15 protein-coding genes and 1 riboswitch are annotated in these 18089 nt (G+C 45.9%); of the genes, 5 read left to right on the forward strand and 10 right to left on the reverse strand.

Features of this window, described 5'->3' with window-relative positions; genetic code table 11:
- Positions 1–150: 150 nt before the first annotated feature.
- Complete coding sequence (locus DVY93_RS02825; protein WP_230708922.1) at positions 151–441, forward strand: oxidative damage protection protein; 291 nt, start codon at positions 151–153, stop codon at positions 439–441.
- Positions 442–547: 106 nt separating this feature from the next.
- On the opposite strand, the gene phoU is transcribed toward DVY93_RS02825, so the two are convergent.
- The 5 genes from phoU to pstS all read right to left on the reverse strand — a co-directional run bounded on the left by phoU (position 548) and on the right by pstS (position 5758).
- Entirely contained in the window at positions 548–1330 is a 783-nt protein-coding gene (phoU, locus tag DVY93_RS02830) for a phosphate signaling complex protein PhoU (RefSeq protein WP_193005812.1), read from the reverse strand.
- Between the two features lie 101 nt (positions 1331–1431).
- Positions 1432–2367 (reverse strand): phosphate ABC transporter ATP-binding protein PstB, encoded by a 936-nt coding sequence (gene pstB / locus DVY93_RS02835; protein ID WP_404671911.1) that lies wholly within the window; start codon positions 2365–2367, stop codon positions 1432–1434.
- A 94-nt stretch (positions 2368–2461) separates the two neighbouring features.
- Positions 2462–3376 (reverse strand): phosphate ABC transporter permease PstA, encoded by a 915-nt coding sequence (gene pstA, locus DVY93_RS02840; protein WP_226949471.1) that lies wholly within the window; start codon positions 3374–3376, stop codon positions 2462–2464.
- 81 nt (positions 3377–3457) lie between these two features.
- On the reverse strand, positions 3458–4411 hold the full coding sequence (pstC, locus tag DVY93_RS02845; protein ID WP_230708924.1) for a phosphate ABC transporter permease subunit PstC: 954 nt from the start codon (positions 4409–4411) through the stop codon (positions 3458–3460).
- A gap of 177 nt (positions 4412–4588) precedes the next feature.
- Complete coding sequence (gene pstS / locus DVY93_RS02850) at positions 4589–5758, reverse strand: phosphate ABC transporter substrate-binding protein PstS (RefSeq protein WP_230708926.1); 1170 nt, start codon at positions 5756–5758, stop codon at positions 4589–4591.
- 302 nt (positions 5759–6060) lie between these two features.
- Positions 6061–6205, forward strand: a riboswitch (TPP riboswitch).
- A gap of 247 nt (positions 6206–6452) precedes the next feature.
- On the opposite strand from pstS, the gene thiC reads away from it, so the two are divergent.
- Positions 6453–8579 (forward strand): phosphomethylpyrimidine synthase ThiC, encoded by a 2127-nt coding sequence (gene thiC / locus DVY93_RS02855; protein ID WP_230708928.1) that lies wholly within the window; start codon positions 6453–6455, stop codon positions 8577–8579.
- 98 nt (positions 8580–8677) lie between these two features.
- Here the strand turns inward: thiC and DVY93_RS02860 are convergent, their stop codons facing one another.
- Both DVY93_RS02860 and DVY93_RS02865 read right to left on the reverse strand, forming a co-directional pair.
- Positions 8678–9568, reverse strand: coding sequence for a fructose bisphosphate aldolase (locus tag DVY93_RS02860; protein ID WP_193005638.1), 891 nt, complete (start codon positions 9566–9568; stop codon positions 8678–8680).
- Positions 9569–9751: 183 nt separating this feature from the next.
- On the reverse strand, positions 9752–10606 hold the full coding sequence (locus DVY93_RS02865; RefSeq protein WP_230708930.1) for an EamA/RhaT family transporter: 855 nt from the start codon (positions 10604–10606) through the stop codon (positions 9752–9754).
- A 382-nt stretch (positions 10607–10988) separates the two neighbouring features.
- On the opposite strand from DVY93_RS02865, the gene DVY93_RS02870 reads away from it, so the two are divergent.
- From DVY93_RS02870 to DVY93_RS02880, 3 genes are read left to right on the forward strand one after another with little or no spacing between them, the layout of a single operon-like run.
- The gene (locus DVY93_RS02870; RefSeq protein ID WP_198334588.1) at positions 10989–12893 is read left to right on the forward strand and encodes an ABC transporter ATP-binding protein; all 1905 of its coding nucleotides are present in this window, start codon (positions 10989–10991) and stop codon (positions 12891–12893) included.
- A 54-nt stretch (positions 12894–12947) separates the two neighbouring features.
- Positions 12948–13838 carry an alpha/beta fold hydrolase gene (locus DVY93_RS02875; RefSeq protein WP_230708932.1) on the forward strand — a complete coding sequence of 297 codons (891 nt, stop codon included), beginning with the start codon at positions 12948–12950 and terminating at the stop codon, positions 13836–13838.
- An 18-nt stretch (positions 13839–13856) separates the two neighbouring features.
- Positions 13857–14474, forward strand: coding sequence for an alpha-ketoglutarate-dependent dioxygenase AlkB family protein (locus DVY93_RS02880; RefSeq protein ID WP_230708934.1), 618 nt, complete (start codon positions 13857–13859; stop codon positions 14472–14474).
- On the opposite strand, the gene DVY93_RS02885 is transcribed toward DVY93_RS02880, so the two are convergent.
- The 3 genes from DVY93_RS02885 to DVY93_RS02895 form a co-directional block, all read right to left on the reverse strand.
- Positions 14467–15471 carry an NADP-dependent oxidoreductase gene (locus DVY93_RS02885; protein ID WP_230708936.1) on the reverse strand — a complete coding sequence of 335 codons (1005 nt, stop codon included), beginning with the start codon at positions 15469–15471 and terminating at the stop codon, positions 14467–14469. The genes DVY93_RS02880 and DVY93_RS02885 overlap by 8 nt on opposite strands.
- Before the next feature lie 87 nt (positions 15472–15558).
- Positions 15559–16317, reverse strand: coding sequence for an endonuclease/exonuclease/phosphatase family protein (locus DVY93_RS02890; protein WP_193005644.1), 759 nt, complete (start codon positions 16315–16317; stop codon positions 15559–15561).
- Positions 16318–16518: 201 nt separating this feature from the next.
- Positions 16519–17631, reverse strand: coding sequence for an AOC03_06830 family ribosome hibernation factor (locus DVY93_RS02895; RefSeq protein ID WP_198334591.1), 1113 nt, complete (start codon positions 17629–17631; stop codon positions 16519–16521).
- Positions 17632–18089: the final 458 nt, after the last annotated feature.

Genomic DNA, 18089 nt, shown 5'->3' on the forward strand with positions numbered 1-18089 from the left:
GCACCCGTCTAAATAGCGGGTGTTTTTTATTGGCAGTCACGCTATCACACGTTATACCAGATACCCTTTGCTAAATCTGCCAAGACCGTTATCATAGATGAATATGACCATTTAATTTGACACCTTAATACAACGAATAAGGACTGCTTTATGACTGAGACATTTAATCCGCAAGCCAACACGGTGTTTTGCCGTAAATATAAGCAAGAATTACCAAAGATGCCGCACCCACCTTTTCCTAACAAAAAAGGTCAAGAGTTACAAGAAACGGTATCGGACAAAGCCTGGAAAGAATGGCTTGAACATCAGACCATGCTGATTAATGAAAACCATTTGAGCATGATGGATCCTGAGGCCAAAAAATTCTTAACCGAACAACGCGATAAATTTTTGGACAACGAGGATTATGAGCGTGCCCAAGGCTGGACGCCAGAAGCCTAACCGTTGATTTTTGTTTTTTACTATCTAAAAAAACGCGCTATATCGATATCGCGCGTTTTTTATTTTGCCAAAAATATCTGTGCTCGAATGTTAACAAGAGACTTTTTTATTCCTCATCACTGTCTGACGACTCAAAATCAGTCGCTGACATGGCGGTCACGTGACGGGCGGCTAAGCGATCATTGGCTTCTTGTACCGCTTTTTCGACCAGGGCATAGTCTGAATGACGCACATCTTGACCGCTAATATAGTTAATCACCAATTCAGCCACGTTTTGGGCATGATCGCCAATACGCTCAAGCGCACGCAATATCCACATAATGTTAATCACTTTTGAGACGTGCCGAGAGTCTTCCATAATATAGGTCATCAAAGCACGAATGGCCGATTGGTACTCATCGTTGACCACGTTATCATTACGCATAACCTCAAACGCTTGCTCAGCATTTGACTGACTAAACGCTTCGAGCGCGTTGTGTAGCATGAGACGAACTTGGTTGCTTAAGTGCTGAACTTCCGCGTAACCATAAGAGGATTTGCCTTGCGCCGAGATTTTACTGGCCATCTGGGCAATTTTAACCGCTTCATCCCCAATACGTTCTAAATCCACCACGCCTTTACTGATGGACATCACCAAACGTAAATCGCTGGCAGCTGGCTGACGTTTGGCAACCAGTAACAAAATGTGCTCATCCAGCTCCACTTCCATCCGATTGATATCAAAGTCCATATCGATCACTTCTTGCGCCAGCGCCTCATTTTTATCAATAAGTGCATGGATCGCTTTGGTGACTTGGTTGGCCGCGCTATCGCCCATGTACAAAAACAGACGGATGGCTTCATCAAGATCTTGATCAAAACTTTTGGAGATATGCTTATCACTTTGCATAAGAGGTATTCCCTAAAATCCATATTTTGGTGAAACGGTATATCTTTTAAGTTGAACCAGTGACAGGCGCTGGATACTGGTTAACAATAAGACGCTCAATATTAGCCATAACGACCCGTAATATAGTCTTCCGTTGCGGTTTGGGCAGGCTTGGTAAATATCTGATCCGTCTCTCCCATCTCAATCATGTCACCCAAATACATGTAAACGGTGTAGTCTGACACACGGGCGGCTTGTTGCATGTTATGAGTGACAATCGCAATGGTGTAGTCCTGTTTTAAATCCTCAATCAGATCCTCGATAGCACCAGTCGAGATAGGATCAAGTGCTGACGTTGGCTCATCGAGTAACAACACTTCAGGCTTGGTTGCGACACTACGCGCGATACACAGGCGTTGCTGCTGCCCACCTGATAAAGACAACCCAGAGGCTTTTAGCTTGTCTTTTACCTCAGGCCACAATGCCGATTTCTTTAATGCCCACTCCACACGATGATCCAGCTCAGACTTGCTCAATTTTTCATAGAGGCGTACACCAAACGCGACGTTGTCGTAAATTGACATCGGAAACGGTGTGGGTTTTTGAAAGACCATGCCAACCTGCGCGCGTAACAAGTTCACATCGACGTCTTTACCCAAGATATTTTTGCCATCCAAATTGATAGTGCCTTCTGCGCGCATACCGGGGTATAGATCGTACATACGATTAAATGTACGTAATAATGTCGACTTACCGCAACCTGATGGCCCGATAAAGGCGGTCACTTTTTTGTCTGGAATATCAATATTGATGTTTTTTAGCGCTTGAAAGTCACCATAATAAAAACTTAGGTCACGAATCTGCATTTTTGCAGCTGGCATGTTTTTAGGAATGTCGTGGCAGGTTTGTTTGGTTAAGCTGGCAATATCTGGTTGCTCCATCTGCGAGCTAGTAGCCATAGGTCTATTTAATAGACTGCCTTTTGTCTGATCGCTTGTTGTCTCATTGAAGCGATTAACAGTCGTTTTCGTACGAACTTTGCTGATGACGTCATTCATAGTTTTATCCAACCTAGCTCTATTAAAGCTCATATAAGTTCAAGTAAATGCTCGATGTCATGGGATGTATCGTCAGATTTATTTGGTCTGACTGCTATCTACTTTGGCTGCGACCACCAATGAATCTTGCCAAAATATTTAGTACCAAGACAGAGGTCGTGATAAGGAGTGCGGCCGCCCACGCCAATGTGTGCCAGTTGTCATAAGGACTCATTGCAAACTGATAGATGGTATTGGGTAAGTTGGCAATGGGCTGACTCATGTCGGTACTGAAATATTGATTGTTCAACGCGGTAAACAGCAAGGGCGCCGTCTCACCAGTGATTCTGGCAAAGGCCAATAGCACCCCCGTGGTGAGTCCTGCACGCGCCGCTTTAATAGTTACCTGCGTCACCATTTTCCATTTAGGCGTGCCGAGTGCATAGGCCGCTTCACGAATACTGTTGGGCACTAGATTGAGCATATTTTCCGTGGTACGCACAACCACGGGAATCACAATCAGTGCTAATGCCAACGCGCCTGCCCAGCCAGAGAAGCTTTGTCCCTTTACCATTAGTGCATAAATAAAGAGACCAATCACAATCGAGGGTGCAGAGAGCAAAATATCGTTTAAGAAGCGCGTCACTTTGCCAAGCATACTGCCTTGAGAAAATTCAGATAAATAAATACCTGTCATCAATCCAATCGGCGCGCCGATAAATAATCCTGAAAAGGCCAACATGATAGAGCCGACAATGGCGTTACGTAAACCGCCTGCACTCATAGGCGGCGGGGTGTCGGCCGTAAAAACAGGCAGCTGTACGATGCCTTGAAAGCCTTCGATAAACAACGTAAACAAAATCCAAAACAACCAAAACAACCCAAAAACCATCGCCGACATCGCAAAGCCTAGACCGAGCTTATTGGCCCAGCGGCGCTTGTTATAAAGGTGTTTGTTATAACGTCCTTCAAAACTTGTCTTCACTGGTAACGGCGCATTGATCGTGTTGGTTGCATTGTTAGCAGGCATCATATTTATTTCCCATGTCTTTTATCACTCTCTCTCAAAGTCTGTCGAACCTAAATCAAACCTAAGAAGTCCATCTCAGGCCTATCGATTGCCCGCTTTATTATCCATGCGCATCAGCATCAGCTTAGCCAGAGACAGCACGATGAAGGTAATGACAAATAGGATTAGACCTAAGTGTAGTAAGGAAGCCAGATGTAGCTCACTGGACGCTTCTGCAAACTCGTTGGCCAAGGCCGACGTAATCGTCACCCCAGAGGTAAACAGACTTGGACTGATATTAAAGGCGTTACCAATTAAGAAAGTCACCGCCATCGTCTCACCCAGTGCACGGCCTAAACCCAAGATCACACCGCCGACGACGCCCGCTTTTGTATAAGGCAGGATAATTTTAAACATCACTTCCCACGTCGTGGCACCCATACCGTAAGCCGACTCTTTGAGCAGGTCGGGTACGACAGAAAAAACGTCCCGCATGGTAGCGGCGATAAAAGGAATAATCATGATGGCGAGCACCAATGACGCGGTAAACATCCCCAGTCCCATTGGCGCACCTGTAAAGAGCTTGCCGATAATAGGCAAAGGCCCTACGTGCTCAATGAACCATGGCTGAATGTGATCGCCAAAAAAAGGCGCAAATACAAACAATCCCCACATACCATAGATGATAGAGGGAATGCCTGCCAATAATTCAATGGCGATACCGAGTGGTTTCTTTAAGAACTTTGGGCACATCTCGGTCAAAAATATCGCGATACCAAAACTGATTGGCACAGCGATAACAATAGCAATAAAAGAGGTGACTAACGTGCCGTATATAGGCGCTAGTGCACCGTATTCATTGCCTACCGTATCCCAGTTATTACTGGTATAAAAGCCCAAGCCAAACTCTTGAATGCTCGGCCACGCCCCGATGATTAAGGAGACTAAAATGCCGCCTAAAGATAAAAGCACCAGTAGGGCAAAAGCCTTGGTAGCGTTGACAAACAGCGTGTCGTAACGTTTTTGTTTGGCCAGTTGGGACCTTAAGTCATTCATAAGTGTCTCAGCATTGAATAGAGTGAATTCAAAAAACCAGTGTGTTCATTCAGTTTTATGACAACAAACTTCAAATGTTCTTTAAATTTGCTGTGATAAAACCCCTCAAACCACTACCGAAGAATAGTGATTTGAGAGGAAAATGAGCAATTATTAACAATAGATAGAATAGTGAAGTTACTGCGCAGGCTTATATACCGGCTGTCCATCACTGCCCTTTACCTCGTTCCACTTTTCTTTGAATAAAGCCACGGCGGTATCAGAGAAAGGCACATAATCTAATGCCATAGCGTCATCATCGCCTTGGGTGTAGGCCCAATCAAAGAAGTTCAATACACCAGCGACCTGCTGTGGATTCTCTGGCTGCTTGTGCACCAAGATGAAGGTTGCAGCAGCGATTGGCCATGCTTGCTCAGTCTCAGAATTGGTGATGACTTTATAAAAGCCTTCTTGTTGTGACCAGTCGATATCACCCGCTGCGGCAAAAGTTTCTGCAGAGGGTTGTACGAAGTTGCCAGCTGCGTTTTTGAGAGCCGTGTGTGACATGTCGTTTTGCTTAGCGTAAGCGTATTCCACATAGCCGATCGAGTTTTTCATGCGGTTGACGTAGCTTGAAACGCCTTCATTACCTTTGCCGCCAGCACCAGTAGCAGACGTCGGCCATTTGACTGTCTTATCAACGCCAACCGTGTCGCTCCAGTCTGGTGAAACTTTGGCAAGGTAGTCAGTAAAGTTAAAAGTCGTACCTGAACCGTCTGAGCGGAATACGGTGGTAATCGCCGCATCAGGTAAGCTCAAATCTGGATTCAGTGCTTTGATGGCAGGGTCATTCCAGTTATTGATTTTACCCAAATAGATATTGGCTAAAGTTTCACCATCCAATTTCAGCTCGCCTGGCTCAACACCATCAATATTGACAATGGGTACCACGCCGCCGATGACCGTTGGGAATTGAATAAGACCCGCTTCATCCAGCTCTTCAGGTGTCAAAGGCGCATCAGACGCCCCAAAATCGACTGTTTTTGATTGAATTTGTTTGATACCACCAGAAGAACCGATTGACTGGTAGTTAACTTGACCACCAGTCGCAGCGTTGTAGTCGTAAGACCATTTGGCGTAGATAGGCTGCGGGAATGAAGCCCCTGCCCCAGTGATATTCATGGCGATATTTTCAGCAGACTTAAAACCTGTGCCAGCAGCAGGGGTTGCCTGAGTCTGAGTGGTGGTTTCCGTGGTTGTGACAGCGCTGCTATTATCAGCAGCTGGCTCTGACGTATCGGTCGATTTGTTACACGCCGTCAGTGCTAAGGTACAGCTGACGGCCACTGCTAATAACGAATAACGCATGTAGGACTCCTGAAGTTTAACAACGGTACAAAAAGGCATTGTGTGCGACATGGGAGCTATGTTGCCAAATCTTTATGACAGTTTAATGACAACCTCTTGAATCTTTCATGCGCTTTACATAATATTTGGATACCCTACCTACCGTCTATTCAAGTAGATCCTTGCCCTCACTGGTCACTCACTGGTTCTAAGGGCTTATAGTCGTAGAAACATCAAACTGCCAGTATAAAGCCTGACATTTCTGGCCAAATACCATTAGCCGTTAGGATAGAATTTTGCTAGTATGGAGAGGATTTACAACACTGACAGACTCGGGGTGCGGTGTAGCATTGGCCTACTTTATTAAACTTGCTTTCTTAAAGTAGTCGCCTTGATACATTCGCTGAGAGATCACCCGCCGAACCTGATGCGGTTAGTACCGACGCAGGGAAGTCTTAAGCACTTTGTTATTTATGACAAAGGACGCGTAGAAATACATTTGTATCATCACTACTGTCTTAATATGCGTAACGCATGTCCAGATACGAGAGAGGATATAAAGCTGCGTCCAATATTTGATGACCATCACCTGTGACGATATTTTTTGGTCGCAGCCGTGTACTCATAATATAAACTTGTCTAGATGATGGAGACTTGCCCCCGCAGCTACTGGCGGTGTTGCTTTTATTCAAAAACCAACACGCTAGGACAGCATATGACTATCTCAGACACCACCGCAATGACACAACAGGCTCAAACGCCTAACCCAGCCCATCACACACCGCTTACGTCAGAGTCCGCTGACGCCACCACTGTCAAATCAGACAAAAAAGCAGACGCTCTAAAAACGCCTGCCCACCGCGCGGCAAGTGACGCACGCTTCGAAGAAGACGCCCGCGACCTGCATCGTATCCTACCTGCCTCCCGTAAGGTCTATATCGAAGGCTCAAGACCTGATATCCAAGTACCCATGCGTGAAATCAGCTTGGCTGATACCCCTGTTGGCGGCACCGGTAACAAAGATGGCGAACATAACCCACCGTTTTATGTGTATGACACCTCAGGCGTCTATACCGATCCCAATGTTGATATTGACCTCACACGCGGACTGCCAAAGCTGCGTGAAAACTGGATAAATGAGCGCGGTGATACCGAACAACTAAGCGGGCTGTCTAGCTCATACGGGCAAGCGCGTGCTCGCGATATCAGTACGGCCAATCTAAGGTTTGCTCATATCGATAAACCACGTCGCGCTAAAACGGGCGACAGCTTGTCAGGAAATGTCACGCAAATGCACTACGCGCGTCGCGGCATCATCACTCCTGAGATGGAATATATCGCCATTCGCGAGACACAAAAGCAGCATGAGCTGACCGACATGCGCCAACATGATGGCGAGAGCTTTGGTGCCAACACACCAAAAATCATCACGCCTGAATTTGTACGCAGTGAAGTGGCTGCTGGACGCGCCATTATCCCAAACAATATCAATCACCCTGAATCCGAACCCATGATCATCGGACGCAATTTTTTGGTCAAAATCAATGCCAATATTGGCAACTCAGCGCTTGGCTCTTCTATCGATGAAGAAGTCTCAAAAATGACGTGGGCCACGCGTTGGGGCGCGGATACCATTATGGACTTATCAACGGGCAACCACATTCATGAAACCCGCGAATGGTTGATTCGTAACTCGCCAGTGCCGATTGGTACCGTACCGATTTATCAAGCATTAGAAAAAGTCGATGGCGTGGCAGAAGATCTGACGTGGGAAATATTTCGTGACACCTTGATTGAGCAGGCAGAGCAAGGAGTGGATTACTTCACCATTCATGCTGGCGTACTGCTGCGCTATGTGCCGCTCACTGCCAAACGCTTAACAGGTATCGTCTCACGCGGTGGCTCTATCATGGCACAGTGGTGCTTGGCCCATCATAAAGAGAGCTTTTTGTACACACATTTTGAAGACATTTGCGAGATCATGAAGCAGTATGACGTGGCGTTTAGCTTGGGTGATGGTCTGCGTCCCGGCTGCTTGCAAGACGCCAATGATGAGGCGCAATTTGGCGAGCTACGGACACTTGGCGAATTGACCAAAGTGGCATGGGAGCATGACGTACAGGTGATGATTGAAGGCCCTGGTCACGTGGCGATGAACCGTATCAAAGAAAATATGGATTTGCAGCTTGAGCTGTGTGCAGACGCGCCTTTTTATACGTTAGGACCGTTAACGACTGATATCGCCCCCGGTTATGACCATATCACCAGTGCCATAGGGGCTGCGATGATTGGCTGGTTTGGCACAGCGATGCTCTGTTACGTCACGCCAAAAGAGCATTTGGGTCTGCCCAATAAAAAAGACGTCAAAGACGGTATCATCACTTATAAGATTGCGGCCCACGCAGCCGACCTTGCCAAAGGCCATCCCGGTGCGCAGGCGCGTGATAATGCCTTGTCTAAAGCACGCTTTGAGTTCCGCTGGGATGATCAGTTCAATCTGGCGCTTGATCCAGACACCGCACGCGAATATCACGACGAAACGCTACCAAAAGACGCGCATAAGTCTGCGCATTTTTGCTCTATGTGTGGCCCAAAATTCTGCTCGATGAAGATTACGCAAAACGTGCGCGAGTATGCAGCGGGACTGGATCAAGAGGTGGCTAATAAAAAGGTAACGCCGCAAACGGGTAATTTGACCGATGCGGACCATCTGATCAAAGAAGTGGATACTGAGCTTGTCGGACAAGTGGGTGCGGCCAGCGCTGAAGAAATACGTCAAGGTATGGCAGAGATGACTGCAAAATATAACAAGGAAGGACGTCAGTTATATAAAGAGGTGTAAGCTTAATAACCTATACACTTAAAGCAAGAAAAGCCCTACTATTTAAGTATTTATGCACTTATTTAGTAGGGCTTTTTATACTGCTTTATGGGTGACTACTACACTTTTGATGCCTGATAGATTTCTTCGATTGAAGTTGTGATGGTCTCAGCAAACTCATCATCGCTTTGCTGACGGCTTAAGCCTTCAGTAAAAGCACGGGAGAAGCTCGCAATCATACCTGGGTTTTGTTTGAGCTTAGCACACGCCTCACTACGGCTGTAGCCACCTGATAGCGCCACTACTTTGAGCACTTTTGGATGATCAACCAGCGCTTGGTAAAAGCCTGATTCTTCCGGCAGTGTCAGCTTTAACATCACTTGATGATCATCAGTTAAGCGTTCCAGATTACGCAAGATATCTGCCTTTAACAGCAGCTCACAATCGTGCTTTTTGGCACTGTTAATATCCACTTCTGGCTCAACGATTGGCATCAAGCCTTTTGAGAGTATTTGCTTTGCCACATCAAACTGCTGCTGCACGACCAGTTCAATACCATCGGCGCTTGGCTCGTAAATCACAGAGCGCATTTTGGTGCCAAATACAGGATAGTTTTTTGCCTTATCTAATAGCAAATCTAAATTTGGCATCGGCCGCATGACTTGTACACCGCTCATTTTTTCAGCCAGACCCTTATCCACTTTTAAGAACGGCACAATGTTTTTGTCTTCCCACAGATAGTTGGCCGTCGGTTTACCGTTGACTTCACGCTCCATGGTGTCTTCGAATAAAATCGCCCCAAGCACCCGCTCACTATCAAAAGCATCACAAGTCATAATACGGGCACGCATCTCATGCACCAAGTCAAACATTGCTTCGTCGTTATCATAATCAGCACTACTCACACCATAATTTTCTAGGGCTTTTGGTGTGCTGCCGCCGCTTTGATCAAGTGCTGCAATGAAACCTGAACCGTTTTTTATGCGCTGTAATTGCTTTTCGTATTCCATTGAGTGGGCATCCTATTTTTAGTTATTGAAATCAAACATCATAAAATAAACAGAGTCTTGTCAGCCTAAACCAGCCTTACTGCTTATAGATAACCTTATCATAGGACGCCCTCCCTGCCTATATCTGATACGTTAAAGCTTTTGTAAAACTGCTTACCTCTGCCAGATTTTAAGCGAAAATCATCAAACCAAAAACAGTACGCCCACACAGCCAATCGCGAGTAATAGGCCGATGACATTCATACGGTTTAGGGTTTCTTTAAACACCCCGACCCCAATCAATGTAGCGACCGCGATGACCCCCACATTCATACCCGTAAAAACGATACTTGGAGACTCGGACAACACTTGATGCGCCCGCACATAAGCATAAATATTTCCCATGTTAAGCGCGCCTAATAATAACCCCGCTACCAGCGCATTCCCCTGCCAGCGCACCCGAGTGATGAGCAGGTAGATCAACAACAACAGCCCTGCCAAACCAAAACTGACAAATAACGTGAGTGGAAAGGCCGCGCCCTGCTTGGCAACTTGCTTAAATAAAATATCGATAACGCCATAACCCGCCCATACGCCAAACAACCAAAGCGGTGTACGTTTGGCGTCTTTGCTAATATCAGCGTGCTCTTGCTGTGGACGATAGATCAGCGCTCCTAGTGCCAAAAACCCTAATACCAGTCCCAACACACGCGTACCCGTCAGCAGCTCACCAAACAATAAGAAAGCGGCCACGATCGGAATGATCAAAGATAAACGCTGAGCGGCATCGGTTGCGACCATACCGACCGCCTCAATGGCGCGCCCAAGGACGATAAACACAGCTGGCAGCAGCACAGCAAGCGCGATAATAATACCCCACGCATCGCCAAGCGTCCTCACTGCGCTGACATCGGGTTTTAGCAAAAACCAAGTCAGCAAAAACGCGACGGGATAACCCGCGACGATGGTTTGGCGTATATCCACCTCTTTTTGTCGTAATATTTTTAGTAACACGGAAACGGCGACACTGCAAAGCACCGCTATCGTTAAATACATCATGCGCTTCTACCTTTTGCTTTTTGCACCGCAATTTTTGCGGATTGACTATCCTCATGTTCAGAGTAAGAGGCTAACTCTACTTAAGCCAAGCCAACGTTCTATCTATCCATGACTGTAAACAGATAGAGACACTTAAACAGATTGAAATCAGAGAATGTAACAAAGTATGTCTTACACAGCAATCTATTTATTGGCTTTTGTCTTTCGGATAATAACAAGGGCTTGTGACTACAACGGCAGCGGTCAAATTACAATTAGCATGCAGGTCTAATTGCGAATTTTGCTAAAATAGTGCGCAACCCTAATAACAACAGTAAAGATTCAAAATAACGAGTAATGTCGTTGATTTTGGCGTACTGCTATTGATGTTTTATGACTGCCTATGAATGCTCTATTTCGCTTTTTTGAAAACCGCTTACCTGCGTTTCCTGAGACACCCATGCCGCTGCCGTCACCTCGTGATGGCATGCTAAAATTTATGTGGGCGTGTACCAAGGGTTTACGCGGCTGGCTATTGTTGTTCATGATTTTGTCTGCGGGTATCGGTATCTATGAGGCAATGTTGTTCGCTTGGATCGGTAATATCGTCGACTGGCTGGGCGTTTATACACCAGAGAATCTATGGCTAGAAAAAGGCGACATGTTGCTCTTGATGCTGGCGGTCATGATCCTGAGTCCCATATGGATTGCATTGTCATCATTTGTACATTTTCAGACCTTGCAAGGTGTGTTTCCAATGCAGATGCGCTGGCGTTTTCATCAGCGCATGCTTGGACAATCGATGCAGTTTTATCAAGATGAATTTTCAGGGCGCGTCTCAGCCAAGGTGATGCAAACCGCGCTGGCAGTTCGTGATACGGTGATGACCGTGACCGACATGTTTATGTATGTCACTGTCTATTTTATCACCTCAGGTGTCATCTTATTTAATCTCGACAGCCTGTTATTAATTCCGTTTATTGTTTGGCTCATCTTAGTTGCGCTCACTATTTGGTACTTTATTCCCAAACTCAAACAAACGGCCATTGTACAAGCAGATGCTCGGGCGTTAATGACGGGCCGTATTACCGACGCTTATGCCAATATCATGACAGTTAAGCTGTTTAGTCACTCGCGCCGTGAGCTGAGTTATGCCAAAAACGCCATGGGGCAGTTTTTAGGTACCGTTCATGCACAAATGCGCTGGGTCAGCTATTTAGAAGTCTCGACCCATCTTATCAGTGTGATTTTAGTCAGCGGCACGGTGGGTATTGGTTTGTATTTGTGGCAACAAGGAGCGGTTGGTGTGGGCGCGATTGCTGCCGCAACAGCGATGGCCCTACGTTTGAATGGTCTGACGCGCTGGATTATGTGGCAAACCGCCAGTCTATTTGAAAGTATCGGGACGGTACAAGATGGCATGCGCACCTTATCCGCTCCGCAGACGATCATGGATAAACCAAATGCGCCTGCCTTAAAAGTCACGGACGGTCATATCGTCTTTGATCACGTTGATTTTAGCTATGAAAACGACAGCGATGATGTTAAGGGCAAACCTGCCAATACCATCAATGCCCCAGCGTCACCTAACACTATCAAACTGCTCGATAACTTCTATTTGGACATCAAACCAGGAGAGAAGATCGGCTTGGTGGGGCGCTCAGGCGCAGGAAAGTCTACTCTCGTTAACTTATTATTGCGCTTTTTTGATGTGGATAGCGGTAAAATCCTGATCGATGGACAAGCCATCGATGAAGTCACTCAAGAGTCGTTACGCCAACAGATCGGTATGGTGACCCAAGATACCTCCTTATTGCATCGCACGGTCCGTGAGAATATCGCTTACGGTCGTCCTGATGCGACCGATGAGGAGATTATGATGGCCGCCAAACAAGCCCAAGCTTGGGATTTTGTTAAAGACTTATACGATGATAAAGGCAACACTGGTCTCGATACGCAAGTGGGTGAACGCGGCGTCAAACTCTCTGGCGGGCAACGTCAGCGTATCGCGATCTCACGTGTTATGCTAAAGAACGCACCGATTTTGCTGTTGGACGAAGCCACCAGTGCACTTGATTCTGAGATTGAGTTTGCCATTACAGAGAGCCTAAATGATATGATGACGGGCAAAACGGTTATTGCAATCGCCCATCGTCTTTCTACCATTGCCGCACTTGATCGATTGGTGGTCATGGACAAAGGGCATATAATCGAGCAAGGCAGCCATGATGAGCTATTGTCACTAAACGGTGTCTACGCACGGTTGTGGCAACGTCAAAGTGGCGGCTTCTTAGGAGAAGACAGCTGACTAACCACCGTCAACTCTCATTAAAAAAGTCATTCATAAGGACGTGTTTATTTTATGGAAGCATTTACAAACCGCATTCATCTTAGTGGTAAACAAGCGCGCTACTATGATCTAAACCAGCTGACTCAAACGTCACATTCCGGCACACGCACACGTGTCCCAGCGCATTTTTATGCGGGCAACAGCTTTACCGTGGGCACTTATACGCCACTATTAAGTAAACTGGCGACGGGCTTTGATATAAGCTCGCTTGCCCTACGCGGCTATTGGTACGATAAACCGCAAAACCATCGCCTCACACGCGAGCAAGATGCGGATATTCTTATTGAGTTTTTAGAAAAGACACAGGATAAGCCTGTCGTTGGTATTGGCCATTCACAAGGCGCAACTGCCACAGCGATGGCCGCCGCCAAACGCCCCGAGCTATTTTCACAGCTCTATTTGATAGAGCCTGTGACCTTTACCAAAAAACAAGCGACGCTGTATAACTTGCTGCCACGTAAGCTTTTGCTGGGCCGCGAGCCATTCAAGAGCACCCGAGCCAAACGATCTATCTGGTCAGACGTCAATAACTACTACGAGCATCTGCGCCGCCAACGGGCTTACAGACGTATCAGTGACGACCACTTACGAGTGTTTGCAGAACACAGCTTGACCAAAAACCCCGATGGCAGCTATGGGCTTACGTTTGCGCCAGAGCAAGAGCTGGCCAACTATTTTGCCGCGCCGCATATCGATGCAGCCCTTAAGCAGCTCAGTTGTCCGTATACTCTGATCACTGGCAAGCCAACTTTATTTATTAATGCAAAAGTGCGTAAACAGTGGCAAAAATTTGTGCCTGACAAAAGCATCATTTCTCTCCCAGACTATGGTCACCTGCTGCCGATGGAAGCGCCTGAACGGTGTGCACAAGTCATCATCGATCATTATGAAAACAATAAATAAGCATAGATAAGCCTAGCCATGACCGATCTTTTTGCTCCAGCTCCCACAGACAACTTATTGCCTTATGATGGTGAGGTGAATGATCTGGGTTTTGTTATGGATAAACCTAATGAGCTGTATGACACCCTTTTAACGGAGCTGCCGTGGCATGCTGACATCGTCACACTATTTGGCAAAACCCATGTGACGACTCGCCAAATCGTCTGGATGGGGGCAGATGATGCAAGCTACCGTTATTCAGGGCAAGCGCGTCGCGCCATACCATGGTCAAACACCGTAGTCACCGTAAAACGGTATGTTGAGCAAGCCCTGTTAAAAGTGGGAATTTCAGCGAATTTTAACTCTTGTCTGCTGAACTACTATCCTTCTGGTGCGGACGGTATGGGGTATCATGCGGATGACGAAAAAGAGCTGGGGAATCAGCCAATCATCGCCTCTTTATCACTTGGCGCCACGCGCAAGTTTGTCTTTAAGCATAAAAAAACTCAAGATAAAGTCGAGCTTTATCTTGAGTCAGGTCAGCTGATCGTCATGCATGGCAATACTCAAACCTTTTGGAAGCACACTATCACTAAGACTAAAACCGTCGCGGCGGGACGCATCAGTCTCACCTTCCGGCAACTCTCCTTTAACTAACTTTCAAAACGATTTTGCCAAAAGCATCACCTTTTTGTAGCTCATGATGAGCCGCCACCACGTCCAATAACGGGTACGTTTGCTGAATCTTTAAGATCAGCGTACCATCAGCAACGAGCTGTAAAACACGCGCCATATCTTGGCCACTACGCTGCGCTTTGTAACCCGCCACGTCTAAACTTTTTTGCGCGCCTGCTTCTTTGAGCTTATCGACCCAAATGGTTGGTAACACATTCACGCGCCCACCAGATTTAAGCACACTCAGCGCACGAACGCCTGCCTCACCGCCCACCAAGTCGAGCAGCACATCAGCTTGCAACTCAGGAAAATCCCCATCCTTGGTATAATCGATCCAGCCTGTCAGCTGTGACTTATCTACTAGCTCATCGAGTTTGGCATATTTTTCTGGCGAGCAAATGACGGTGACTTTATTATTATTTTTAGTGACTTTATCCATTAACAACTGAATCAGTAAATGGCCGACCCCGCCTGCTGGCGCATTTATCACGACATGCTCATCGTCTTTAATATCAGCAAAATCCACAAATTGTAGGGCGGTTTGGCCAATACAAGGCAGCGCACCCGCCTGCTCCAAGCTGACAGTCTCTGGAACTTTTGCCAACAGCTTGGCATCGACTGCCACGTACTCGGCATAACAACCCCCATTAAAAGTCAAAGCTGCCACACTGTAGCCAATCGCAAACTGCTCGCTGTTACTGCTCACGACCTCGCCTGCCACGTCAAACCCTAAAATGGCAGGCTGGCCTTTGTCGAATTTTTCTTTTTGAATATTGTCTGCGCCCCAGCCCTTGCCCTGGCGGGTTTTATAATCGACGGGGTTGATACCGGCGTAGGCGACTTTTATCAACACCTGATCATCCTGTAATTCAGGAATATCGACACCCTCCTGATACTTCATCACCTCAGGTTCACCAAATTCACGTATGAGTACGGCGCACTGGCTCGTTGGTAGTGGCTTGTTAGAAAGAGTAGACATCGTTATATATCCTTATAGGTATCTGTTACTTTGTTATAAAACCACCACGATAATCTAGTGGCTATTTTGGTACTTTTTTAAATTCTGTCATACCAGCGCCAGCTCCGCACTGATGGGCAAGTGATCTGATAATGTCGACCATGGCTTACCCGTGTGTACCCACGCGTCTTTAACTTTTAGATTACGTATATAGATACGATCTAAACTCAGCACAGGCAGTTTGGCTGGGAATGTCGGCGATAGCTTGCCGTGACATTCTTTAAAGGCCTCGGTCATACCCAAGCTGGTGGCAAGCTTATCGCAAGACATCTTTTTCCAATCATTAAAATCCCCAGCCAAGATCAATGGCTGGTCTCTGGCAATCTCGTTGCGAATATAATTGGCAATGGCTTCATATTGCTTGATACGATCACGCTCAAACAAATTCAAATGCGCACACAACACGACTACAGGCCTATCCCACCCTACTGGCTGCACCTCACAATGCAAGACCCCGCGCTGCTCAAGTTTATTGACGGTGATATTGACATTGTGCTTTGGGTCTAGAGGAAAACGGCTGAGCACCGCGTTGCCATGATGACCATTTTCATACTCTGAGTTTTTACCGTAGCTGTTTTGCAATTGTAGATACTCACCAAACCATTCATGTTGTGATTGGTCGGGGTATTCATTGTATTGCAGATTGCGCTTGAGATTTTGACCTTGCACTTCTTGCAGACACAGCACATCAGAGCCGATGATATCAAGGGCTTGGGCGATACCTTGAAGTTTCACCTGACGATTCATAGGCGACATGCCTTTATGAATGTTGTAGCTGGTTAGGATAAAAGAGGAGGTATTAGTCATAATGTTATTAGTCATAAACTCAGTATTTATAGCATAAGGGTTGATAGCACTTCATCAAAATGATGATCAAAAGTAAATAAAAGTATAGAGGCCATTGATATAAAAAGAGCATTGATTCTTATCGAAACAATGCTCTCATATTATACCTATATTCTCTCAATGGCTAATTCGTCATTAACCATCATTCATAAATAGTACCAATTAGTAGCGAGTCACCAGAGCAATCGGTTGATCTTCACCCATGATATCTTGGGGCATAAATACCGCCTCACCGCCATTGTGAATCACATGCTCAATGATTTCACCAACAGCATCATCGGTGACGCCTTCTGCGCTAGCGTCGTCTGCCATACTCAAGGTTTGCGCCTTTTCATCGATCGTGGCAGGCTGCATATAGCCACGACGGACATAGAGCGTCTCGCCCGCTCCTTGGAAAGCACTGCGATAAATTTCTTGTAAATCAGTCTGTAACATACTGGCGCCGCGAGCTTTATCAATCTCTCCCATGGCCGCTTGATGTAACGACGTACGATATCCTTCTACCGCTTCTTGGACGCTATCGACGATATGCTGAGCGTTACCATCGTCTAAATTGGTCGCATTTGAGACGGTGGCAATGATGTTATCTGGACGGTCACAGACTTCTTTATAGTAGCCAATGTTTTTGGCATCACCGACGATGACGAGAGGCATTTTGTGCTCGCCCCACAGCTCTTGGACACTTTTATCTACTTGGTTAAAGAACTCTTTTAAATGACTGCTTTCATTATTCGATGAGCGATCAGAACCCCCATCTCCGGTTGTGTACAGACCATTGTTCTCGATAGGGAACTGGATGTTTTCCATATTGTTTTGGATATCATCATCTTTATCGAACTCTCTAATGACGCGATCATTGGATGCTTCGATTAAGCGCGCATTATCACGCGTCAACACGACCGTGTAATAGTGCACCGAACTTGCCATATCACGAACCAAGTCACGAGTCGCAAAGCGATTTGAGATGATCACCCGCTCTTTTGTATCAATTGGCATACGAATGATTTGCACATCATCAGTACTCGCAAATATCGCTAAGGTATCAAGGTTATAGTTATGATTAAGCTCATTGGTCTTAGCATGGATATTGTCTAAAATTGTAGTCGCCGTCCGTTTATCATATTCGTTGGTCAAACGTTCTTCGACTACTTTTAATTGGTTTTTTAGGGCAATTGGATCTTGATCGTTGGCAGGATGCTCACGATGCGTCTTAACAAAGATACTTACCGCAGGATTGGCTTTGGTCTGACGTAAACTTTTGAGAGTCGCTTTCATATATAGTGCTCCTTGTTTTATTATCATTTACTCTTAACGTTATAATTTTTCTGTGTGTTAATTTTTTTGGTTAGCTACCACTTATCATTGTTAGGTTTAGAAATAAGTTTCTGTCCTTCTATTTATTGATAAATACTTATTGATATTTTTTAATCCTTCCTTGTTTATCTGACCGCTGATATGACACGTGATAATGACACTCTTTATGATGTTACTGTCTTTTCACAATCCCTTCTTTTAACAATGCTTTTTGAATCACGCTATTTTTTAACGGCAGTGTTAGTAAACAGACACTGTTAGTATTTGAGTCAGTGGATTATTTTCGTATTCCATTACAATGATGCTAACAGTTGAACCTAAGCCGCTGTAGGGTTAATTTGCAAGCAAATGATAGCGCTTTGTAAGTAGAACAAACTATATTGTTAAAAGATCGATCTAGCTTTTTTGGCGCTTTTTTG

It is taken from the genome of Psychrobacter sp. CCUG 69069 (genome assembly GCF_021023115.1).
Lineage (GTDB): Bacteria > Pseudomonadota > Gammaproteobacteria > Pseudomonadales > Moraxellaceae > Psychrobacter > Psychrobacter namhaensis.